Source organism: Streptomyces sp. 8N706 (assembly GCF_052245415.1).
Lineage (GTDB): Bacteria > Actinomycetota > Actinomycetes > Streptomycetales > Streptomycetaceae > Streptomyces.
In genome coordinates this window covers 1-21,042 of the sequence record NZ_JBQQBW010000002.1, presented here as the reverse complement: position 1 = coordinate 21,042, position 21,042 = coordinate 1, and the positions used below count along the sequence as shown (strand labels likewise).

General features: G+C 68.9%; 23 protein-coding genes. 10 read left to right on the top strand and 13 right to left on the bottom strand.

From position 1 onward, the window contains the following. The first annotated feature begins 199 nt into the window (after positions 1-199). Positions 200-406 (top strand): hypothetical protein, encoded by a 207-nt coding sequence (locus ACTWQE_RS01140; RefSeq protein ID WP_443326863.1) that lies wholly within the window; start codon positions 200-202, stop codon positions 404-406. A 1,449-nt stretch (positions 407-1,855) separates the two neighbouring features. On the opposite strand, the gene ACTWQE_RS01135 is transcribed toward ACTWQE_RS01140, so the two are convergent. Continuing rightward, a complete protein-coding gene (locus tag ACTWQE_RS01135; RefSeq protein ID WP_443326862.1) occupies positions 1,856-2,176 on the bottom strand; it encodes a hypothetical protein in 321 nt (106 codons plus the stop codon). A gap of 465 nt (positions 2,177-2,641) precedes the next feature. Between ACTWQE_RS01135 and ACTWQE_RS01130 the strand changes: the two genes are divergently transcribed. Both ACTWQE_RS01130 and ACTWQE_RS01125 read left to right on the top strand, forming a co-directional pair. Further along, the gene (locus ACTWQE_RS01130; protein WP_443326861.1) at positions 2,642-3,316 is read left to right on the top strand and encodes a helix-turn-helix transcriptional regulator; all 675 of its coding nucleotides are present in this window, start codon (positions 2,642-2,644) and stop codon (positions 3,314-3,316) included. Positions 3,317-3,349: 33 nt separating this feature from the next. After that, complete coding sequence (locus tag ACTWQE_RS01125; RefSeq protein ID WP_443326860.1) at positions 3,350-3,820, top strand: DUF3291 domain-containing protein; 471 nt, start codon at positions 3,350-3,352, stop codon at positions 3,818-3,820. A 361-nt stretch (positions 3,821-4,181) separates the two neighbouring features. On the opposite strand, the gene ACTWQE_RS01120 is transcribed toward ACTWQE_RS01125, so the two are convergent. The 3 genes from ACTWQE_RS01120 to ACTWQE_RS01110 form a co-directional block, all read right to left on the bottom strand. Next, positions 4,182-5,387 (bottom strand): RNA polymerase sigma factor, encoded by a 1,206-nt coding sequence (locus ACTWQE_RS01120; protein ID WP_443326991.1) that lies wholly within the window; start codon positions 5,385-5,387, stop codon positions 4,182-4,184. An 8-nt stretch (positions 5,388-5,395) separates the two neighbouring features. Then, positions 5,396-5,803 carry a YciI family protein gene (locus tag ACTWQE_RS01115; protein WP_443326859.1) on the bottom strand — a complete coding sequence of 136 codons (408 nt, stop codon included), beginning with the start codon at positions 5,801-5,803 and terminating at the stop codon, positions 5,396-5,398. 638 nt (positions 5,804-6,441) lie between these two features. Beyond that, positions 6,442-6,576 carry a hypothetical protein gene (locus ACTWQE_RS01110; RefSeq protein WP_443326858.1) on the bottom strand — a complete coding sequence of 45 codons (135 nt, stop codon included), beginning with the start codon at positions 6,574-6,576 and terminating at the stop codon, positions 6,442-6,444. An 11-nt stretch (positions 6,577-6,587) separates the two neighbouring features. On the opposite strand from ACTWQE_RS01110, the gene ACTWQE_RS01105 reads away from it, so the two are divergent. Continuing rightward, complete coding sequence (locus ACTWQE_RS01105; protein ID WP_443326857.1) at positions 6,588-6,974, top strand: hypothetical protein; 387 nt, start codon at positions 6,588-6,590, stop codon at positions 6,972-6,974. Between the two features lie 42 nt (positions 6,975-7,016). Here the strand turns inward: ACTWQE_RS01105 and ACTWQE_RS01100 are convergent, their stop codons facing one another. Beyond that, on the bottom strand, positions 7,017-7,292 hold the full coding sequence (locus ACTWQE_RS01100; protein ID WP_355858875.1) for a helix-turn-helix domain-containing protein: 276 nt from the start codon (positions 7,290-7,292) through the stop codon (positions 7,017-7,019). Between the two features lie 63 nt (positions 7,293-7,355). On the opposite strand from ACTWQE_RS01100, the gene map reads away from it, so the two are divergent. Together map and ACTWQE_RS01090 are read left to right on the top strand one after the other, a co-directional pair. Then, positions 7,356-8,123: a type I methionyl aminopeptidase gene (gene map / locus ACTWQE_RS01095; RefSeq protein WP_443326856.1), complete on the top strand. Its 768-nt coding sequence runs from the start codon at positions 7,356-7,358 to the stop codon at positions 8,121-8,123. A 385-nt stretch (positions 8,124-8,508) separates the two neighbouring features. Further along, complete coding sequence (locus ACTWQE_RS01090) at positions 8,509-8,883, top strand: DUF4158 domain-containing protein (RefSeq protein ID WP_443326855.1); 375 nt, start codon at positions 8,509-8,511, stop codon at positions 8,881-8,883. On the opposite strand, the gene ACTWQE_RS01085 is transcribed toward ACTWQE_RS01090, so the two are convergent. Further along, entirely contained in the window at positions 8,848-9,267 is a 420-nt protein-coding gene (locus ACTWQE_RS01085; RefSeq protein WP_443326854.1) for a MarR family winged helix-turn-helix transcriptional regulator, read from the bottom strand. The genes ACTWQE_RS01090 and ACTWQE_RS01085 overlap by 36 nt on opposite strands. A gap of 127 nt (positions 9,268-9,394) precedes the next feature. Between ACTWQE_RS01085 and ACTWQE_RS01080 the strand changes: the two genes are divergently transcribed. Continuing rightward, positions 9,395-10,378, top strand: coding sequence for an aldo/keto reductase (locus tag ACTWQE_RS01080; RefSeq protein WP_443326853.1), 984 nt, complete (start codon positions 9,395-9,397; stop codon positions 10,376-10,378). A 267-nt stretch (positions 10,379-10,645) separates the two neighbouring features. On the opposite strand, the gene ACTWQE_RS01075 is transcribed toward ACTWQE_RS01080, so the two are convergent. Beyond that, positions 10,646-11,209: an LmrA/YxaF family transcription factor gene (locus tag ACTWQE_RS01075; RefSeq protein WP_443326852.1), complete on the bottom strand. Its 564-nt coding sequence runs from the start codon at positions 11,207-11,209 to the stop codon at positions 10,646-10,648. 63 nt (positions 11,210-11,272) lie between these two features. On the opposite strand from ACTWQE_RS01075, the gene ACTWQE_RS01070 reads away from it, so the two are divergent. After that, positions 11,273-11,644, top strand: coding sequence for an alpha/beta fold hydrolase (locus tag ACTWQE_RS01070; protein WP_443326851.1), 372 nt, complete (start codon positions 11,273-11,275; stop codon positions 11,642-11,644). Between the two features lie 159 nt (positions 11,645-11,803). Here ACTWQE_RS01070 and asnB read toward each other — a convergent pair whose 3' ends face one another. After that, positions 11,804-13,348 carry an asparagine synthase (glutamine-hydrolyzing) gene (asnB, locus tag ACTWQE_RS01065; RefSeq protein ID WP_443326850.1) on the bottom strand — a complete coding sequence of 515 codons (1,545 nt, stop codon included), beginning with the start codon at positions 13,346-13,348 and terminating at the stop codon, positions 11,804-11,806. Positions 13,349-13,427: 79 nt separating this feature from the next. Here asnB and ACTWQE_RS01060 point away from each other — a divergent pair, with 79 nt between their 5' ends. Then, on the top strand, positions 13,428-14,189 hold the full coding sequence (locus tag ACTWQE_RS01060) for an IclR family transcriptional regulator (RefSeq protein WP_443326849.1): 762 nt from the start codon (positions 13,428-13,430) through the stop codon (positions 14,187-14,189). A gap of 282 nt (positions 14,190-14,471) precedes the next feature. Beyond that, positions 14,472-14,735 carry a hypothetical protein gene (locus tag ACTWQE_RS01055; RefSeq protein WP_443326848.1) on the top strand — a complete coding sequence of 88 codons (264 nt, stop codon included), beginning with the start codon at positions 14,472-14,474 and terminating at the stop codon, positions 14,733-14,735. 389 nt (positions 14,736-15,124) lie between these two features. Here the strand turns inward: ACTWQE_RS01055 and ACTWQE_RS01050 are convergent, their stop codons facing one another. From ACTWQE_RS01050 to ACTWQE_RS01030, 5 genes are all read right to left on the bottom strand, one after another. Continuing rightward, the gene (locus ACTWQE_RS01050; RefSeq protein ID WP_443326847.1) at positions 15,125-15,601 is read right to left on the bottom strand and encodes a (2Fe-2S)-binding protein; all 477 of its coding nucleotides are present in this window, start codon (positions 15,599-15,601) and stop codon (positions 15,125-15,127) included. Positions 15,602-15,611: 10 nt separating this feature from the next. Further along, positions 15,612-17,945, bottom strand: coding sequence for a molybdopterin cofactor-binding domain-containing protein (locus ACTWQE_RS01045; RefSeq protein ID WP_443326846.1), 2,334 nt, complete (start codon positions 17,943-17,945; stop codon positions 15,612-15,614). A gap of 561 nt (positions 17,946-18,506) precedes the next feature. Next, positions 18,507-19,697, bottom strand: coding sequence for a PucR family transcriptional regulator (locus ACTWQE_RS01040; RefSeq protein ID WP_443326845.1), 1,191 nt, complete (start codon positions 19,695-19,697; stop codon positions 18,507-18,509). A 472-nt stretch (positions 19,698-20,169) separates the two neighbouring features. Next, positions 20,170-20,565, bottom strand: a complete 396-nt coding sequence (locus ACTWQE_RS01035) for a hypothetical protein (RefSeq protein WP_443326844.1) — start codon at positions 20,563-20,565, stop codon at positions 20,170-20,172. Next, positions 20,565-20,915, bottom strand: a complete 351-nt coding sequence (locus ACTWQE_RS01030) for a hypothetical protein (protein ID WP_443326843.1) — start codon at positions 20,913-20,915, stop codon at positions 20,565-20,567. Before ACTWQE_RS01030 ends, ACTWQE_RS01035 begins: the two co-directional genes overlap by 1 nt. Positions 20,916-21,042: the final 127 nt, after the last annotated feature.

Genomic DNA, 21,042 nt, shown 5'->3' with positions numbered 1-21,042 from the left:
TGGCCCCGTCGTCCAGCCCTCGTATGCGCCAGCGGACAGTGGACGTTCAGGGTCCAGGACAGGCCGTCCGTTGTCGTCCACGGTCCAGTCGCCGAAGCCGCCGGTCAGGATGAGGGAGGCTCGTCGCCGATACCGTGTGGGTGCCGGCAACTGTGTCACCCGAGCTGACCTGCTGGTTCGGATCTGCCAGAACTCAGCAATGCCCAGGCTGTTCTGGGGCAGGAGGCCGGTCGTGGTGATACGGCTGATCTACCTGCTCGCCTGCCAGACCTTCCGATGGCTTGTCCTGCTGGCCCGCTCGAGCGCGGCGAAAGACGTCGAGATCTTGATGCTCCGGCACCAGTTCGCCATCGCGCAACGCGCCCAGCCACGGCCGCGGTTCTCATGGAGCGACAGAGCGTCATAGCAGCACTGCTCCGGAACGTCAGCAAACAGCGGCGTCTACAAATGGCCTACTGGTTCCCCCGCGATCGTCCCGCGCTGGCACACACGGCTCATTGCCTGGAAGTGGACCTACCCATCCCGAATGCATGGCCGACCACCGAAATCAGAGACGCTACGGCAACTGGTCATGCGTCTGGCGCGGGAGAACCCAGCATGGGGATACCGCCGCAATCACGAAGAGCGCCTCAGCTTGGGACACAACGCCGCCGCCTCCACCCTCTGGGCAGATCCTGGAGAAAGCAGGATTCGACCCATCCCCGCAGCGCACGGACCGCTCCTGGACCGCTTTCCTAAGTGAGCGTTTGAAGGCAGTGGCGAGGAGATGACTGTCGGGAAAGGATGCCGCACTGTACAACGGACCGTGTGACCGGCGCGGGATTCGCCGGGCACGCCATCTGGCGGGCAGACCCATGGTCGATGTGCACCGCCCTGGCCAATGAGCGATGATGGACATAAAGGGAACACCCTAGCAACCTCACAGACGCCCAGAAGAACGCCTACAAGGAAAATGAAGCTGATTTCGTCAAGCTTGAGCAGCAGATGCGCTGCGTTGAAGAAGGCGCCAGCGCACGGCTATCCGTCGACGGGCTGAACTTCGACCGGGACGATGCGAGGACTGCACTACAACAGCTAGCAATCCTGTTGCCCATGCGCTGCGCGCTTGTGGACTTAAGCCATCACAACACCTCCAGTCTGATGCATTGGCTGTGGAGTCGATTCTTCTGGTAGGGACTGATCCATGATGACAACGCCCAGTGAGCAGAACTCCGTAGAGGTACCCATCCGATCCCTGGAGGACAGAGTGGGTTTCGAAGCTTGGTGCCCTGAAGAGGAAATTGCCATCGATGGGATGGTGTGGTCCACCAAAGGTGGTGCTCTGCGGGCTGCGAGGGCGCACAACGAAAGGTTCGATCCACGGCATACGGCAAGTTGGTCCCGCGTCGTTATTAAGCCATTTCCGACCTAAGGGCCACGCGGGCCGTGCGCGCAGGCATGTCCCGCCGGGCTGTGAGTGAGGGGCGCTGTGGCGCGCCTGGTCGATCGACGAGAACCCACGGTCAGACGAGCAGGGAGCGGACGCTCCGTCAGCATGGGGACAGCGGCGGACGCGCCGCTGGCGGGAGCCGTGAGGCGGCGGTGCCACAGCGGACACATGATCGGGCAACCGCTGGTATCTCGTGGCAGCTCGGCCAGTGGCCCTACGTCCCTACCTACGGCAAGCCGGCCCGGTTCGGGTTCGGCCTCCCGCAGCTCGGTGCAGGGCCTCCACCCGCTGCCGGGCAGCACGCTCCCGCTCCTCCAACAGCCCCATCACTGACGGCACACGGCACCTTCACCGAGGAGACGACACGACACGCCATCCCTGCCGTACCACAGCCGACCCCATGCCTGACCAACAGAAACACAGCGATCACGTTCGGAAAGACAACGGCTTCTGAAAGACAAAGAGCCGCTCAAGCCCAACCAGTTCAACACTCCTGAGTTGGTGAAACGGCTCGTGGCCGACACCTGCGAGATGTGCGGGTCCACGCATCGGGTGGAGGTCCACCACAGACTGCTCGCCGACCGCGGCACGTACGACCCGGACGCCGACGCCGTCGTCCAGGACGAACTCGCCGTCGAAGCCGCGGCCGCCGCCGTCCGGGAGGCCGAACAGCGCGAACTGCAGCAGTGGGCCGACCGCGCGGACGAGATCGAGCGCCTGGCCCCGAGCCGACCGCCTCGCCGGCACCGAACCCCGCGAAGGGGGCGAGCAGGTGCGAGCAGAGCTCGCGCGACGCGCCGGCTGGCGCACCGAGACCGTCGACGCCTGGCTGGCTATGTAGGTGTCTGCGGGAGGCGTTCGTTGCCGACTTCGGATGGCGGTTGGCAGGTCGGGAGCCGTGGAATGTTGGCGAGATTCGAAGTCGCTCGCTTGTGCGGAGATGTCGTTGGTTGGCCCTCCGGATCGGTCAACCGTCGCCCTCGGACCTGCTCAGCCATCACAACCTCACCTCCAAGAGGCGATCCCGTCACGACCGAAGATGACGCCTGCAACCCGCCGTGTCACCGAACCCGGCGGACCTTCCCGGCACCGCACCAGGCGGTTTCGCCGCCGACTTGTTCGCCGGACGTCGAAGTCGCGAAGCCCTGCGCCGACTGCCGCTTCCCGGAATGACGTCAGCATCAAAATCGCCGTTAGTTATAGAATTGTGCCGTGAGCAGTGAGGATGCCGCCCTGGAGGCGTTGGTCGTGCTGGGTGATCCGGTGCGGCGTGGACTGTATCGGCACGTCACCCGGACACCGGGCGAGGTGGGGCGGGACGCGGCGGCCGAGGCGGTCGGGATCTCCCGTTCACTGGCCGCGTTTCACCTGGACAAGCTGGTCGAGGCTGGGCTGCTCGAGGTGTGTTTCCGGCGGCTTTCGGGGCGCAGCGGTCCGGGGGCCGGGCGGCCCGCGAAGATGTACCGGCGAGCCGAGGGTGAGCATGCGGTGTCCGTGCCGCCCCGCTCCTATGACACGGCGAGCCGGCTGCTCGCCGAGGTGGTGGAGCAAGCCGGGCTCGACGGGGACCTGCAGGCGGCGGCCAGGGCGGCCGGGGAGGCCGAGGGTGGCGCCTCGGGCGGCGAGGCCGATCCGGTCGAGGTCCTGCGGTCACGCGGTTATGAGCCGTTCTGGGACGGCGAGACGCTGCGACTGAACAACTGCCCGTTCCACGCGTTGGCAGATCAGTTCCCTGCCCTGGTCTGCGGGATGAACCTGGCCGGGATCGAGGGCCTGCTCGCCGGATTGCCGGACGGTCAGGGCTGGAGCGCGGCGATGGATCCGCTTCCGCAAGGGTGCTGCGTCGCCCTCGAAGTGGCCGAGAAATCTAAAAACAGCACTCGTTGACTTTAGAAGGCTCGCCCGGGCATGCTTGGCCCCGTGAACGACTTCCACCTCGCCCAGGTCAACGTCGGGCGAATCCTCGCCCCGCTCGACAGTCCCCAACTGGCCGACTTCGTCGCGCAGCTCCCGGAGATCAACGCCCTCGCCGATCGGGCTCCCGGCTTCGTCTGGCGCATGGTCGACGACGGCGGAGTCGACTCGACGGGCCTGCGTCCCAAGAACGACGACGACATGCTCCTGATCAACTGCTCGGTCTGGGAATCGGTCGAAGCTCTGCGGGACTACACCTACCGCAGTGAGCACCTCAAGGTGCTGGCACGCCGCCGGGAATGGTTCGAGCGTCTCGCCGACTTCCACCACGCATTGTGGTGGGTCCCCGCCGGGCACCGCCCGAGCGTCGACGAGGCGATGGACCGCATCGCCCTGATCCGCGAGATCGGAGAAGGACCCAGGGCGTTCTCTTTCCGAGAACCGCACCCACCGCCGACCAGCTCGCCGACAACGTGATCGGCGCCCTCGCCTCCCCGCCACCGACGGCAGCGGCCGGGTGTCGGGCGGCGGATGAGCGAGCCGCCACTGGTTGAGGAACGTGACCGTGGCCCGCGCCGGGACGCCCGTCCCGGGCTCAGCAACAGCCGGTGCGGGGTCGGGAGCGGGCCGGTCCGGCGTGTCGCCCTCGGCCGCCTTGTGGGCCTCCAGCGCGACCGCGTCCGCGGTCAGGGCCCTGCGCCCCGAGCCGCAGGCGGCGCGGCTGTCCGGCTAACCGGCGCGGCCTGACCACCAACGTGCTCAACCCCAGGATCTCTTGAGGCAACCGCTCTGGCCACGGGCTGCGCCAAGTGCTGCGGGCAAATCCGAGCGCGACCCGTCAGCGACACCGGCGGGCGTTGAGCCGGGCGGCCTGGCGCGTCAGGTGGTCGCGCTCGGCGAGGTTGGGTGCCTTTTGGGCCGCCTCGGCGTACAGCCGTGCCGCCGTCGCCAGGTCGCCGTCGCGCTCGTGGAGGTACGCCGCCACCGCGGCGTGGCGGGGCATGGAGCATCCCCTGCTCGAAGAGCTTGGGGAGGAGTCGTCCAGCGCCGCAAGCGCCGCCAGGCCGGCGCGCGGTCCGTCGGCCTCGCCGACGGCCACCGCGCGGTTGAGCCGGACGACCGGGCTGTCGGTCAGGCGCGCGAGCTCGTCGTACCACTCGACGATCTGCACCCAGTCAGTCTCCTCGGCCGTGCGCGCGTCAGCGTGGAGTGCCGCGATGGCGGCCTGGGCCTGGAACTCGCCCAGCCGGTCGCGGGCGAGGGCCGCCTGCAGGATCTCGACGCCCTCGGCGATCGACTCGGTGTCCCACCGGCCGCGGTCCTGCTCGGAGAGCGGCACCAGGCTGCCGTCGGGCGCGGTCCGGGCGGGGCGCCGGGCGTGGTGGAGCAGCATGAGGGCGAGCAGCCCCGCCACCTCGGGGTGGTCGATCGCGGCCGCGAGTTGCCGGGTGAGCCGGATGGCCTCGGCAGCGAGGTCGACGTCGCCGGAGTAGCCCTCGTTGAAGACCAAGTAGAGGACGCGCAGCACGGTGGCGACGTCGCCGGGCTGGTCGAACCGCACACCGGAGACGGTGCGCTTGGCCCGGCTGATGCGCTGCGCCATGGTCGCCTCGGGCACCAGGTAGGCCTGGGCGATCTGGCGGGTGGTCAGTCCGCCGACGGCGCGCAGCGTGAGCGCGACCGCGGACGACGGCGTCAGCGACGGGTGGGCGCACAGGAAGTAGAGCTGGAGCGTGTCGTCCACCGCGGGCGCGGGCCCGGGCGCCGGCTCCCCGTCGACAAGGTCCTCTCGCCGGCGGCGGGCGGCGTCCGCCCGGGTCGCGTCGAGGAACCGGCGCCAGGCCACGGTGACCAGCCAGCCCTTCGCATCCCGCATGGGGTCTCCCCTGCTCGAAGAGCTTGGGGAAGGGTCGGCCGGCCAGACGCGGACCGCCTCGACCAGCGCGTCCTGTACGGCGTCCTCGGCCGCCGCGAAGTCGGCTCCGCGGCGGACGAGGATCCCGATCACGCTCGGCGTGAGGCTCCGGAGCAGGGCCTCGTTCATCGATGAGGTCACTCCGTGATGGTGGGCGACACGCCGTAGAACGGGCGCACCTCGAGCCACTCGTGGATCGGCTTCCCGCCCGCCCCAGGGGCGGCCGACAGCTCCCCGGCCAGCTCGACGGCACGCTCGTAGCTGTCGACGTCGATCACCATCCAGCCGGCGATGAGGTCCTTGGTCTCGGCGAACGGGCCGTCGGTGACCGGCGGGCGGCCCTCGCCGTCGTACCGGACCCACGTCCCCTCGGGGGCGAGCGCCTGACCGTCGACGAACTCGCCGGTCCCCTCCAGCCGGGCCGCGAAGTCCTGCATGTACTGCACGTGGGCCGAGATCTCCTCCGGCGTCCACTGGTCCATGGGCACGTCGTTGACCGAAGCCGGGGCGCCGCGGTAGTGCTTGAGCAGCAAGTACTTGGCCATCGTATTTCTCCTTGGTGCTGGTGCGACCCATTGTGGTCGCGTTCATAGCGGGGACGGAGCCGGCCACGGGATCTCGACATCGCCGTCCGTTTTTTTTGCTCTCGTGGATGAGCCTGGGTGAGCCGTCTCTCGCTGTCCGGGTCCACGCCGTGGCGCGAGGCCAGACGGAGCGAGGCCTTCCAAGATCAGCAGCGATCAAGCAACTGAATCCAGAGAAGGCCTCGCGTGCGTCACTGTACGTGTGGTCCTGGCGCGTCGTAGTGCGCTCGGACCGATGAGTGGTTCGGCGTGGAGGGCATGCACGTCCTCGATGTCACCCGCGATCCCGACGTTGGCGGTGGACAGGGTTTGGTGGTGCCGGCCGTCGAGTCCGACGCCGATCTGTCCGGCTGTCCGGCTGTCCGGCCTGCGGGGTGGTCGCGATCGGCCGCGGCCGGCACGTCCAGTCCCTGGTACGAGGCCCCGTCCTTCGGCACGCCGGTACGCACGCGGTGGCGCAAGCGGACCTGGCGCTGCCCCGAACCCTCGTGTCGTCGAGGACCTGGACCGAGTGCGCGACATCCCATGAGTTCCCCACGAGCCTGGTGAGCCCCTGACCCGGTGGCCAGGGGGCTCTTCCTCTTCCGGGTGTCTTACCTTCAGGTGACGTAACTTCGGGAGCTCGACCAGGAGGACATCGACACGACGATCGCCACCGCCACCACCCCGGACCTGTGGCTCATCATCGCCTTGGCTTCCGTCCACGCGGCACGGCCGAAGACGATCCGCACCATGCAACTGGAGGATGTCCATCTCGGAACCGCGCATCACCGTCGGCGGCCACGTCCGCGCGCTCGGCGACCTCACCCGCCATGCCGTCCTGGACTGGCTCGACTACCGCGGCAACCGCTGGCCGAACACCGCCAACCCCCACCTGCTGATCACCGGAAGACCGCCGTCGGACTCGGCCCTGCCGGCCAGCTCGGACCACCCGGGCCATCCGCAACCTCACCGCCACCCTCGAACGACACCGCGTCGACCGCCAACTCGAAGAGGCCCTCACCCCGGCGCCGACCCGCTCCAGCTCGCTCTCGTCTTCGGCATCGACGAAACGACCGCCATCCGCTATGCGGACTCGGCACGAAAGCTTCTGCAATCGGAGCCGGAGACCGGCCCGGCCTGGCCGCAGTAAAACCCCGGCCCATCTCGAGAAAGCCGAACCCACCGTCGAGGTTCACGCTGAAAGGGCCTGGTCACCGCAGTCGCTGTCCTGGACGCAGGCAGCCGCCAATGCGTCCAAGGACACCTCCAGCGCTGCGGCCAGGGCCGTCACGGTGAAGAACGCCGGAGTCGGCGCCCGACCGGTCTCGATCTTGCGCAGCGTCTCCGCCGAGACCCCCGCCGCTGCGGCGACCTCCACCATGCTGCGGTCGCCTCGCGCCTGACGCAGCAGCGCGCCGAACCGCTCTCCGCGCTGCCGTTCCCACGGGGTCAAAGGAGTTCTCACCATGCCCGTGATACTAATACCGGTATAAGAATTGGATGCTCGCGCGTGAGGCAGGGATCGCAGGACATGGTGGAGATCAAGACCGATACGGCGCTGGACGCAATGCGGGAAGCCGGGCGCGTCGTGGCCCAGGCCCTCGCCGTCGCCCGGGAAGCGGCAGGCGTCGGGGTATCCCTGCAAGAACTGGACGAAGCGGCCCGCACGGTGCTGACCAAGGCCGGGGCCCGCTCGCCCTTCCTCGGCTACCAGCCCTCCTTCGCCCCTACCCCCTTCCCTGCGGTGATCTGCACATCGGTCAACGACGCCATCGTTCACGGCATCCCCACCGGCTACCGCCTGCGCGACGGCGACCTGGTCAGCATCGACTGCGGAGCGGAGCTCGACGGCTGGACCGGCGACGCCGCCATCAGCTTCACCGTCGGCACCCCACGACCCGCCGACGTGGACCTGATCAACGCCACCCAGCGCGCTCTCGACGCCGGTATCGCCGCAGCCAACCCCGGCAACCGCATCGGCGACATCTCCCACGCCATCGGCACCGTCGCCCGATCGGCACGCTGCGGCATGCCCGCCGACTTCGGCGGCCACGGCATCGGCCGCCGCATGCACGAAGACCCCCACGTCCCCAACCGAGGACGCCCCCGCCGCGGCTTCCCCCTCCGCCACGGCCTGACCCTCGCCATCGAACCCATGCTCATGGCCGGCGGACACGACGACTACCGCACGGGTACCGACGGCTGGACCCTGCACACCATTGACGGCAGCCGAGCAGCCCACATCGAGCACACGGTCGCCGTCACAGAAGAAGGCCCCCGCATCCTGACCCTGCCCTGATCCGGACAGCGAACCGTCGCAGCGCTGACCACCCCCACGCCAACCCGCGTGTTCAACACGAACCCGCGGGTCCAGGCCCGGAAACCGGCACATCAGACCCGTGAGTTCCCGCTCAACAACCTTCAGTTTTCGCGAACTCACGGGGATCGAGGCCCGGTACTCCCGAAGCTGCCGCGAAGTGACAAGTAGCTCTCTGTAGCGGATCTGGGGTGGGCTTGTCACGGGTTTCGATCTTCTGGGCTCGCCAAGGGGCGCGCTCGGCCACGTTGGTCCGGTCATGACGACCGGGGGAGCCGGGGGCGGCAGGAGTGGGAGCCGGAAGACTTGATCGAGGTCTGGGCGCTGCTGGAGGAGGACCAGGAGCGGCTACGGAACAAGTCGGGGGGTGAACCGACTGGGGTTCGCACTGTTGCTGAAGTTCTTCGAGGTCGAGGCCCAGTTCCCGGAGGGCGCCGGGGAGATCCCGGCTCCGGCGGTGGCGTACGTGGCCCAGCAGGTGAAGGTGCCCGTGGAGGAGTTCGCCGCGTACGACTGGGCGGGGCGGGCGATCAAGCGACACCGGATGGAGATGCGCGGCGCGTTCGGCTTCCGCGAGTGCACCGATGCTGTGGGCGGACCGGGACGGGCCGCGCAAGCAGCGGCACACGGTGAAGCGGATCTTCGATCGGCCGCTGGGCTCCGGGACGTGGGGGCGTGCCTGGTGAGTGCGCTGCTGACCCGATCTCTACTCCTCGGTCATCAGCTGCAGCAGGTCACGTAGGTCGCGGCGCTGGTCTTCGTTGAGGGCGGCGAGAGGATTGCGGGCGAAGCGCAGACGGCTGCGCAGGTCTTGGGCTGCTGCTTTCCCGGCGTCTGTGGTGGCGAGAAGCTTGACTCGCCGGTCATTGGGTTCGGGCTGGCGTTCGACCAGGCCCCGGTTCTGCAGGCGGTCCACGATGCCGGTGAGGTTGGACGGTTCAGCTCCCAGTCGTTCGGCGACGCGACGCATGGGCAGAGGGGCCTCATCCAGGGCGATCAGTGCCTTCACTTGCTGAGGGGTGAGGCCGTGGTGAGCCGCGGCGGCCTCGTACTCGCGGGTGTAGCGGTCGGTGACCTTCGCGAAAAGGTGGATCACCTCGGAGGCCAGGGGGTCGTCTGCCGTCATGGCTCCAGACTAGGAAAAGTTATTCGGCCTGACAAAGGTTGACTATCATAATTATGGAGCATAACTTTATGGTGTGCGGCTCCGGCTGCACACCCCCTCCATCCGCCACAGCAAGGAGCCACCACTCATGAAGCAGCGCAACCTGGGCATCAACGGACCGTCGGTCTCCGCCGTCGGACTCGGCCTGATGGGCATGTCCGAGTTCTACGGAGCCACCAACGACACCCAGTCCATCGCCACCATCCACCGCGCCCTCGACCTGGGCGTGAACCTTCTGGACACTGCCGACGTCTACGGCGCCGGCCACAACGAAACCCTGCTGGGTCGTGCCCTGGCGGGCCGACGGCGGGAGGAAGCCGTCGTGGCCACCAAGTTCGGCTCCCGCCTGCACGAGGGCACCTTCACCGTCGACTCCACCCCGCAGTACGCCAAAAAGGCCGTCGATGCCTCCCTCACCCGGCTGGGCCTGGACCACATCGACCTGTACTACCTCCACCGGCGTGATCCCGCCGTTCCGATCGAAAACACCATCGGCGCCCTGGCCGAACTCGTCGCGGCAGGCAAGATCCGCCACATCGGACTGTCCGAGGTGAACGCGGACACCCTGCGCCGGGCACACGCCGTTCACCCCATCACTGCACTCCAGAGCGAATACTCCTTGTGGGAACGCGGCCTGGAGACCGAGATCCTCCCGATCACTCGCGAGCTCGGGATCACCCTCGTCCCCTACTCACCGGTCGGCCGCGGCTTCCTGTCCGGCGCGATCAAGGACACCGCTTCACTCGCCGCAGATGACTACCGCCGCTTCGACCCCCGCTTCCAGGGCGACAACCTGCGCCGCAATCTGCACCTGGCCGACCAGGTCCGTACCTTCGCGGCAGAGGTCGGCCTCACGCCGACACAGCTGGCCCTCGCGTGGCTCCTCCACCAGGGCGACGACATCGTCCCCATTCCCGGCACCAAGCGCATCAGCTACCTGGAAGAGAACACCGCGGCCGCCGACGCCCGTCTCGACGCAGACCACCTCGCCGCCCTGGACGCAGCTCTCCCTCCCGGCGCCGCCGCCGGGCCGCGCTACCCCGACCAGCTCATGGGCCGCGTCAACAACTGACTCCAGCCCTCCGGTCCGTCGGCTGTGCCCGCCACCTCAGCCTTCAGTGGGGTCGGGTGGCCCGGAGGGTCGCCGGTCGGGTTCTTCGGGTCCGGTTTGTCGATGACGGTCTTCTACTCGCCATCGAGCCTTCTCGGACGATCTTCTGGGGCCGCGCTCAGTTGGGCGACCGCGTCGACGCCGGGCCGCGCGTATCGCTCCAGGGACCGTACGGACGCGTGGCGAGAGCGGGCCGGCAGCATCGGTGTTGAGGTGCCGTCCTCCGCGTCATGTGTGAGCGCGCTGTGGCGAAGTCGGTGGAGCGTCCACCCCTCCAGGTCGTCGAAGTCCTCGGGGCCGGCGAGGGGGTGGCCCACAGCCGGGTGCTCTCCTCAAAGCGCCGTCGGCGGCGGCTGAGTTGCCCAGCCTCACTGGTCGTGCGCCGCGCGGACGACGGTGGCAGCGGACCGAACTCGCGGTCTCCTGCGCGGCGGGCCCGATGATGTCTCCCTCCGCGTAGTACTCGGCGAGGGTGTCCGTCCAGTCGGCGAAGACTTCAGCGGTGGCCCGGCGCAGTGGCTCGTGGGTGCTGGCCACCTCCAGCGCGGCGCTGGCGACGGGGCAGGGGTCGGCGAAGTCGAGTGCGCGCAGGGTTTCTGCGGCGGCTGTGAACGCGGTGGCGGTGGCGGTGGCCATGTCCTCCGTCCCGGGCTGGAAGAGGTCTGCGATCAGGCGCAGACATGCCGCGCCCGAGGTGCGGATCACCTCCTCGCCCAGCTGTGCCTTGCCGCCGACGAAGAAGTGGTAGGCGGAGCCGTACGGGGCGTCGGCGGCCGCGACGATCTGCTTCATGCCGGTGCGGCATGATCCTGGCGCCGGAAAAGATCGGTCGCCGCCGTCGCTTTCCTGGTGCGGATGCGGACCTCGCTGGGCGGCATGGCCCAGCGTCGCATCCCCTACGAGCTGGTTCGCCGCTGGTACCGGCCCCTGCCCACCAGCCGCGAAATCCGCCGGGACTTCGCCAAGTTCTGCCGCGACGCAGAAACGGACACCTACCTGAACGCCGCACGGAAGCTCCAGAAATTCGACCGCCGCGTACTGATCGCCTGGGGAGCGCAGGACCGCATGATGCCGCCCGCGACCGGCCGGCGGCTCGCCGAACTGCTGCCGCAGGGGCGGTATGTGGAAATCCCCGACGCACGGACGCTGGTCCAGCTGGACAACGCCGGCGCGGTGTCGGCGGAACTGCGCCTCTTCATCCTGGACACCCCGTCAAGCCAGGCATGACGAGGGTGATGTCCGGGACCTGAGACCTTCAGGCCGCACGTCCACGACGGCGGGCAGCACCTGCGGCACCCGCAGATGCCCCGCCTGCCGCTGCCCGGCCCCCACGGGGGCCCGTACGACTCCTGACGCCAGTTCGGCAGGAGAATCCTCACGTTCCCGTCACGCCGTGGCGAACCGCGTCAGCACCGCGTCCGGGCGCACGTCCGGCAGCGCTCGCCGGAACGCCCTGTAGTAGGCCAGCTCCTCGGCCGTCCGCAGTTCCACCTCCGGTGCCTCCGCGCTGAGTTCGGCCTCGCTCACCGGCTCGTCCAGCCGCGGGGTCAGCACGGCCTGCGCGCCGCTGCCCGTGCCGAACTGCTCCTTGCGGCGCCACAGCAGATGCTCAGGGAGCCAGCCGGTGAACGCCCGGCGCAGGTGGCCCTTCTCCATGCCGTCGGGCTCAAGTCCCTTCAGTTCGGGCGGCAGCGACATGGCGTGCGCGATGACCTGCGCGTCCAGGAACGGCACCCGCGCCTCGAGGCCGTGCGCCATCGTGACGCGGTCGCAGCGCTGGAGGTTCAGCCCGTGGAGCTCACCGATAGTTCGCGCCAGCTCGGCGTCCATTTCGGCGGGGTCGGCGTGCGCACTGTGGTAGTAGTCGTACCCGGCGAACAGCTCGTCCGCGCCCTCACCGGTCAGGACGGCCTTGACGTGCCGGGAGGCCAGCTCCGAGAGGAACCAGTTGGGCACCGCGCTGCGGATGAGGCTGGCGTCGAAGGACTCGACGGACGCGACCACCTTGTCCAGCACGGCCGTTGCCTGCTCCGCATCGAAGACAGCCTCGTGGTGCTCGGTCCCGAGGAACGCTGCCGCCTCGCGGGCCGCGAGCAGATCGGGCGAGTCATCGGTGCCCACGGCGAACGTCTTGAGCCGCTTGCCGGCCTTGGCGTACTCGCGGGCGGCGATGGCGGCCACGACGCTGGAGTCGAGCCCGCCGGAGAGGAAGACGCCGACCTCGACGTCCGCCATGAGATGCCGACGCACGGAGTCCACGAGAACCTCGTAGGTGGCCTTCTCGGCGATCTCGGGGATCAGGTCCTGCCAGCTCTCGACGGATTCGGCAGGACGCGTGACAGGCTCGGCGAACCGGACGACGCCAGTCTCCGGCGTCCAGGAGCAGCCGGGCGGGAACGCCTCGACCGCGGGCTGGACCTCACGCGGGAAGGCGCGCAGCTCGGACGCGAACCAGACGGTGCCGTCCTGGCGCGCCCAGTACAGGGGCTTGATGCCGATCCGGTCGCGGGCGGCGACGAAGCGGCCGTCAGGGGTGGCGGCGCACAGTGCCCACATGCCGTGGAGGCGGTCCAGAGCGGACGGGCCGTGCAGCTTCAGCAGGGCCAGGGCCGACTCGCTGTCGGACGAGGTGGCGAAGGACGCCTCTCCGAGTTCGGCGCGGATGTCGGCGTGGTTGTAGATCTCGCCGTTGCAGACGAGCGCCCAGTCGCCGGGGGTGTCGGGGGCGCCGAGGGGCTGGCGTCCGCCGTCGAGGTCGACGATCGACAGACGCGTATGGCCGAGCCAGGCGAAACGCCCGATGGACCAGTGGTCACTGTCGTCAGGGCCGCGGTGCCTGATGCCGCCCAGCATCGATCGGCCCGCGGCGCTTGTATGGAGGGGGTCGGAGTCCTTGGGGGACTGGTGATAAATCGCAGCTATGCCACACATGCGCAGCGACCTTAGGCGGTGCAGGGCGTATATGACAACTCCTGTTGTGCTATACGCACGCCTACGGGAAAGTGGGCCCATGAGCAACGACGGCCTCAGCAGCGTCCAGCGCGCCCTGGACGTCCTGCGCGCCCTCGGCCAGGGGCCGCTGCGCGTCCAGGAGGTGGCGAACGCGATCGGCAGGGAGAAGACGCAGGTCTCGCGCACCCTGAAGGTGCTGGCCGAGGAGGGCTTCGCCGTGCGCGACCCGGGGACGCTGGAGTACCGGTTGGGCTGGCAGTTCTTCGCCCTCGCCGCGGCGGCCGAGGACAACCCGCTGCGGCATGAGGCGCCCGGCGTGCTGCGCGCCCTCGTCCGTCAGCTCGGCGAGGCGGCGCACCTCACATCGCTGGCCGGGAACGCCGTGGTGACAGTGCTGTCGGAGCGCCCCGCCCGCACCCTCCAGGTCCACGAGCGCGTCGGACAGAGGTCCCCGCTCAATTGCACCTCCTCCGGGCGCGCCCTGCTGATGGGCCTCTCGGACGATGAGGTGGCCGCCCTGCTCGCGACCGCGGGAGAAACCCTGCCCGGCAGCGAGCGCGCGCCCCGGACCGTCCCCGCCCTGCTGGAGCGTCTTCACGAGGAGCACCGGGCCGGTTACGTGGTGTGCGCCGAGGAGCACGAGCCCGGCCTGACCGCGGTGGCGGCGCCGGTGCTGGACTTCCGCGGGACGCCCGTGGCCGCAGTCAACATCTCGGCGCCCACCGTCCGGCTGCCGCCCGAGGCGCTGCCGCCCGTGATCGACGCGGTGGTGGCGGCGGGCAAGCGGCTGTCGGGGACGCTGGGGTACGCGAATTCCTAGATGCCTGAGTTCGATGTCCGAGCAGGCCGTGACCATGGCGAAGGGTGCCCGTTGGCTCGTGTGACGACAGACCTGGGTTGGCAGCGGCCTTCCCGGCGGAGGGTGTGCCACACGGCCGGTCCCGCTGCTGCCAGGCGCACGTCGGCAACCGTCACCACGGCAACCCATTTCACCTGTGCATTCGTCTTGACCGCACCGGCGTATCAGGCGGATGGTGATCTACCACCCCCCACCGGTGAATCGGTCGAGACAAGCGACCGCGAGCGGAGAAGGGGGCGACCCATGGTTTCCGCCGGCGACCACATCCGGACCATGGCCCACGTCGTACGCGCCGGCTCCACCGAAGCCCTCATCGCTCTGCCCGCATGGCTGGGTGGTCAAGTGCTCGTCCACGTGCCCGTTGGGGAACTCGCCGCTGTCACCGGGCGGCGCTGCGACGACCTCCCCGGAACCCGACTGACCGTTCTCGCCCGCTTGGACGCACTGCTCGAGGAAGACCTCGAACTCCAGGACTGGCGTGTCCAGACCCGACGGGAAGCCGCATAGCGCACCGTCTCCATAGCGCTCTCCACCGCCGCGCCACCCGGGCGCCCTCCTCCTCCGTCCGGGCGGCGCGGCCCCGCCGGAGGAGGAGCACCTTCGCGGCCCGCCTGTTCGGCTGATACGCCGATCTAGGTGCGCCCGGCGGGGAGGGGGTCCAGTTCGGCAGCAGCGCCGAAAAGGGAGCACAGCCGGACGCCGGGCTCGGCTGTCGCGAGGGCATGCTCCACACACCGCGCGACGACCTGACGCGGGCGGCTGCGGCAGTTCGCCGGGTGGCGCCGTGCTCATCCGGCGGGAGCGGGAGTCGGGTGAGTCCCTGGAGCCCGCCGCGCCCCGCGGCCGGAGCCCGCGGGGCCGGGGAGGCGATCGATTCGCACTCGGGCTGGGGCGGGTCACATGTGCGCAGCGCCCGCCTTGATCGCTTCCCGGATGCGGTTGTATGTACCGCAGCGGCAGATGTTCCGGATCTCGTCGAGGTCGGCGTCGCTGATCTCATGACCGGCAGCCCGTGCTTGCCTGACCTTGGCCACCGCCGCCATGATCTGCCCGGGCTGGCAGTAGCCGCACTGCGCCACGTCGTACTCCAGCCAGGCCTCCTGCATGGGATGCAGGTCTGCCCCGTCCGGGGCGGGCAAGCCTTCGATGGTGGTGATCTCGTCGTCCGGCCCCACGTCCTTGATTTTCACGGCGCAAGGATTGAAGGCCTTGCCATTGACGTGGGACGTGCAGGCCTTGCAGACGTTGATGCCACAGCCGTACTTCGGTCCCGTGACGCCCAGTACGTCACGCAGGACCCACAGCAACCGAACGTTGTCGTCGACGTCGACGGTGACGCGCTTGCCGTTGAGGATGAAGGCGTGCGTGCTCATGGTGCGCTCCTCAGTAGGTGTGGCTCAGGCCGTCGGACGGCGACGCGGGAACGGGTGGGATGAAGGACTTGACCTCGAAGGACAGCGTGTCGTGGTTGATCGGGAACCGCGTGGGCACCGTGCCGGTCGCACGGGCGTAGGCGCACGCGACCGCGGCCACGGACGCGGCCACCCCGGCTTCGCCCGCACCACCGGGTTGCTCGGAGTCAGAGGGCATCACGATGCACTCGAAGTCAAAGGGCACGTTCCACTGCCGGGTGTAGAAGTAGTTGTCCCAGCTGGCTTCGAGGAAATGCCCGTCGCTCAGGTGAAGGCTGCTGGTGAGGGCGAGCGCGATCCCGTCCGCGACACCACCCAGCATCTGGGCATCGAGGCCCTTGGGGTTGATCACCAGTCCGGCGTCCACGACGATCACCGCCTTGGTCACCCGGGGCCCGGTGACGGCGTTGTTGATCTTGCGGTTCACGGTCTCGGGTCGACAGTCGATCTCGACGAGCACCGCGGTCGCCCCCTTGTATTCACTGTGGACCGCGATGCCCTGCGCCGTCCCGTCGGGCATCGACCTGCCCCACTTGCCCACGTCAGCGACCTTCTGGAGCACCGCCTTGACCCGGTCGTTCTTGAGGAAGGCAAGCCGGAACGCCAGCGGATCCTTGTCCATCTTCCGGGCGAGCTGGTCGATCACCAGTTCATTGGCACACGCCACGTCCGGCGAGTAGATGTTGCGCATGCTCCCGGTGTTGAAGCGCGTATCGGTCTCGTTGAGCAACTGGGTGACGGCGCCGAAGTTGTAGGGAAGTTCCTGGGTCAGCGTGAAGATGCTCTCGGAGAACCCGAGCCCGCTGAGCCCGCCGGGCATCCTGTCGGCCGTCGCCGTGATCATCTCGCCGAGTCCGTGGCTGAAGTCAGTGACCACACTGGTATGCCGCTGTTCGAAGGTGAGCACCTCCCCGCCCAGGTACGTAGCCCGGATCCGCGACGTCGCCATGGGGTGCACCCGCCCTTGCCGAGGCTCGTCGGCGCGATGCCACATCAGCTTGACCGGCTTGCCCATCGCCTTGGAAATCTTGGCGGCCTCGATGGCGGCGTCACCGAAGAGCTTGTGTCCGAACGACCCTCCGCCGGTTACCACGTTGACGGTGACCGCGTTCTGCGGCAGCCCGACGGCCTTGGCAATGTCACCTTGCGCGACGATCGGCGACTTCAGTCCCGCCCAGACCGTCGCGCGGTCCGACCGGACGTCGGCGATCGCACAGTTCGGCTCGAGCGCCGCGCTGCTACGGAACATGAAGGTGAAGTCCGCCTCCACCGTGCCCGCCGGCAGCGGAACCTTCGGGACCGCCAGCGGCACCTCGGCCTCCCTCAACCGGGCCAGGATCGTCTTGTCGGACTCACCCTCCACCGGGCCGGGTTCCCACTCCACGTCGAGCGCACGCACCGCGTCGATGCACTGCCCGAACGTCTCCGCACGTACGGCGACTCCTGTGCCGACCATCACCACGTCCGTTACGCCCGGCATGGCAAGCACTGTGGCACTGTTGCGCACCGACTTCGGCGATCCGTTCAGTGTGGGCGGACGGCAGACCATGGTCGGCAGCGCCCCTGGCACCTGAAGGTCCATCGTGAACTGTTTCCGCCCGGTGACCGCACGTCGGGCGTCCTCCCGCCCGTGGGGCTTGCCGATCACCGAGAAGCTCGAAGCGGGCTTCAGCTCGATCTCCACCGCCTTGACAGTACGGCTGGCCGCCTTGGTGGACAGCGAGCCATAAGTCACTGACGAACCGTCAGGCGCGCTGATCACTCCGTCCTTGGACTTCAGCAGGTCCACTGCCGACCCGAGCTCGATCGCCGCGGCTTCCAGCAGCGCTTTCCTGGCGATCGCCGCGGCGACACGTACCGGTGTAAAGGTGGAGACCGTGGTGTTCGATCCGCCGGTCAGCTGGTTGAACACCAACTCCGGGCGGGCGGGCGCCAACGTCACGTGCACCTTGTCGACCGGCAGGTCGAGCTCCTCGGCGATGATCATCGCTGTCGAGGTGGTGATTCCCTGGCCGACTTCCATCCGCGGAAGCTCGAACGATGCGGTGCCGTCCTCGTTGATGACAATCTTGATCAGCGCGGATGTGGGGCGCGCAGCGTCGGTCTGCATATCCTCGAGGTCGTACAACTCCGGGATCTGGGGCGCTGAGGGCACCGCGGCAGAGGCAGGTGTGCCCAGCCGGAGGTCGGCGGCCACGGCGAGCGTGGCTCCGCCCAGCACAAAGCCAATGAACGCGCGGCGGCTGGTCTGCGCGTGCTTCCCGCGTCCAATGGTGCGGCCACCCCTGGCAGGGACGTCGGTCATTGCCCATTCCTTTCTTGAGCCCAGTCGTCCGCTCTCGAGATCGGCAGACGGGTGGTTCCCGGGACAAGCGCGGCAGGGAGCACTGGGCACAACCAGTTGTCGGCTCCCCAGCCGCGAGCGGACCAGAGCCTAGGGCCGCATGGATTCCTGGTCTTTGGGCCGGGCACCAGCGAAGAGGGCGGCAGTTTTGTGCACGATCACAAGCGGAATCCGACGTTCGATTGAAGGGACACGGACAGCCTACTGGCGCCCGTGGCCCCTCGGCCGAGTACGGTGCCGCAACACCAGCTGCGCCAACGTCCTGGGCCAAGGCCGGCTGATGCCGTGATCGCCTGCGCCGGCTCCCTCGGCTTGGAGCTGTTGCCCCATGCCATCACAGGCGACCGCCAGTGCCTTCGCACGCTGCGGCTGCCTACCCAACGCGTCGTCCGCGCGCCGACCGGCCGGGTCGCGCCGCTCGCTGCTCCGCATTCAGCCGGGAGCCCGCACAAAGCACCTCGCTCGGGGCGGGACTGGCGTGTGGAGGCGGGCGGCGTACCGGTGTCCGTGCCGGTCGAGCCCTTATCCGGGGATGGTGCCCAGTCGCGCGGCCTGCAGGGCAACGTAGAGCTCCGCGGAGGAGTCCGCGTCGCCGGTTCGCCGGCCGGTCAGTTCGGTGATCCTGTGGAGCCGGTACAGGACGGTGTTGCGGTGGCAGTGCAGGTGCTCGGCGGCCCGTGTGGTCGAGCCGCCGACGGTGAACCAGACGTCCAAGGTGTCCAGCAGGACGGCTCGTTCCGCCGCCGGCAGGGTGAGCAGTGGGCCGAAGACCGTATGGGCCACCTCGGAAGCGGCGTCGGGTGAGGTCGCCGCGAGCAGGGCTATCGGTGAGCTGCCGTAGATGTGTGTGCCGGGAGCCCCGGGATGCAGGCACTGGGCCGCCAGTTGGGCCTCCCGCCGAGCGTTCGGCGCGTCCAGGGGCGAAGTGAAGGACCGGCTGATGCCGACGCGGGAGAGCGCGATGCCGTCGAGCCGTTCCTCCACCGCCAGGGCCATGTGCTCGTTCGGGAGGGCGAGGAGGCCGAGCAGGCTTCCTGCCATGTGGATCCACTCGGCATTGATGTCCACCGCCCGAAGCTGTCCCTCGACGGCCGGCAGGGGATCGGCGCCGTCGTTGATCTCGGCGCACACCACCAGGAAGGGTCCATTGCGGTCCAGCCGCAGGACCCGCATGATCTCCCAGGCGCTGGAGCTGTTCCCTGCGGTGCCGTCGAGCAGCGTTGTGAGCATGACGCTGCGTGCGGAGGCGTCGCGGCGCGCCTGTTCTTCCACCGCGGTGCGGTAGGCCTCGGCAGCGGCGCTGGAGCACTCGTCGATGATCAGCCAGACGTCCGAGGCTCTGTGCAGCAGCCAGGTGGCGCTGTCCTGGTCGAGGGCTATGGCCAGCAGCCGGTCCCAGATGAACCGCCCGGCGAGGCGGAAGGCATGGAGCAGAGCGGCCAGTGGGATGCCTTGTTCGGCCTTGAGCCGGCCTGCCGCCCGCGGGGCGTCCATGTTGGTGGGCACACCCCCGTTGTTCAAGGCCATGAGCAGTGCGCACAGGTTGTCGTGCACGGCGGTGCGCAGCTGCTCGTGGCTCAGCAGCGTGCTCTCGGCGTACGAGTGCTCGCCATTGAGGATCTCGGCGGTCAGTTCGTCGGTCAGCGAGTCCACCGAGCCCAGGAGCCGGTCGAGCAGATCGGTCATGCGCGCGTCAGCGCTGGGCGGCGTCATGCGCAGATGGTAGACCCCCGCGATTGTGCACGGGCACAAAGAGTGCGGTGTTATTACCGGCCACTGCCCATGTCCCCCTCGCGTCAGCGGCGCGTACGTCCGGGTCGGCGTATTTCACCCGCGGACTGGGCCTGAAGCGTTCGCTCAGTCCGTGTCCTCGTCCGTCGCATGGGCCGGCCTGCTGCGCGACTGCGCCCGCAGGGGCATGCGCGCCCGGGTCCCGGCCGTCGGCGACGGCGCGCAATTGCGGGGCATGGGCTCGCGGCGACCTGGAGGCCCCTGCCCCTCTCATGCCAGGAGCTCTTGAGAGAGCGTCGACCTGTCAGGGCGCGCGAAGTCACGGCGATCGAGCTGAGGAACTTACCGGATCAATGCACCGGAACGGTTGGTCATTGCGCTGATCCAGCCGCGACGACTTGCCGGCACGGCTCCGGCCACCGCGCCGTCTCGGAGGCCGGCCCAGCATGGCCGGTCAGGAGCCGGAGGCCCCGCCGGGGGGCTCCTCGGGTGAGACACCGGCGCAGAAGACCGTCAGCCCGATGCGCATGGCCAGCACGCCCACGATCGCCGCTTGGACGGGATCGTCGACCACCTGACCCGCGATGCCGTAGATGGCGCCTGCGTCGACCAGGATGTCGGAGCCGCCGTCCTTCCGGTGGCTCTGGAGCCTGGGGTGGAGGCAGATGCCGTGCCGGAGCCGGTCGTACTGGTTGTGGAACCAGTCGCGGCCGAAGCCGCGGGCCTCACGCCGGTCGTCCGGCGTCATACCGGGGCCGGAGCCGAGCAGGCGCAGGCCCAGCTCCTCGTAGAGCTCGTCCTCGCTCATCGCCTGGTACTTGTCGAGCGGAACGCGGTCGGCAGCGGTCATCAGCGGTTCTCCTCCATGAGCGCGTACTGGGCGAGCGTTGCGGCGTACAGGGCCGGCTCCAGTCCTCCGGTTGCGGGCAGCGTTCCGTGGAGCTCGTCGAGCAGTCCCCATAATGACAGCGGGAGCACTGGGTCGGTGATCTCCTCGACCCTGCCGGCCGACATGCCCCACAGCCGCAGGCCGTCGCCGGTCCGGCCCGCCAGCACGGCCTCGGCACCGGCCGAGACAGCGGTGCTGAGCCGGGCGTCCCACGCCCGGATGGCGGCGGCCAGCTCGTGCGGTGCGCAGGACTGGGTCTCGGCGTACCGCGCGATGTCGTCCAGGTGATCGAGCCATAGGGCCTGACGCATTCCGGAAACATCGCCCCCGGGGAAGTCAGCAGAGGTTACCCGGCCGGACGTCCCGCCGGCGCCCCGGTCCGGGCCGGCAGCCCGCCGACGGCCGGTCGAGATCCATGGTGGAGCGACAAGCCCGCGG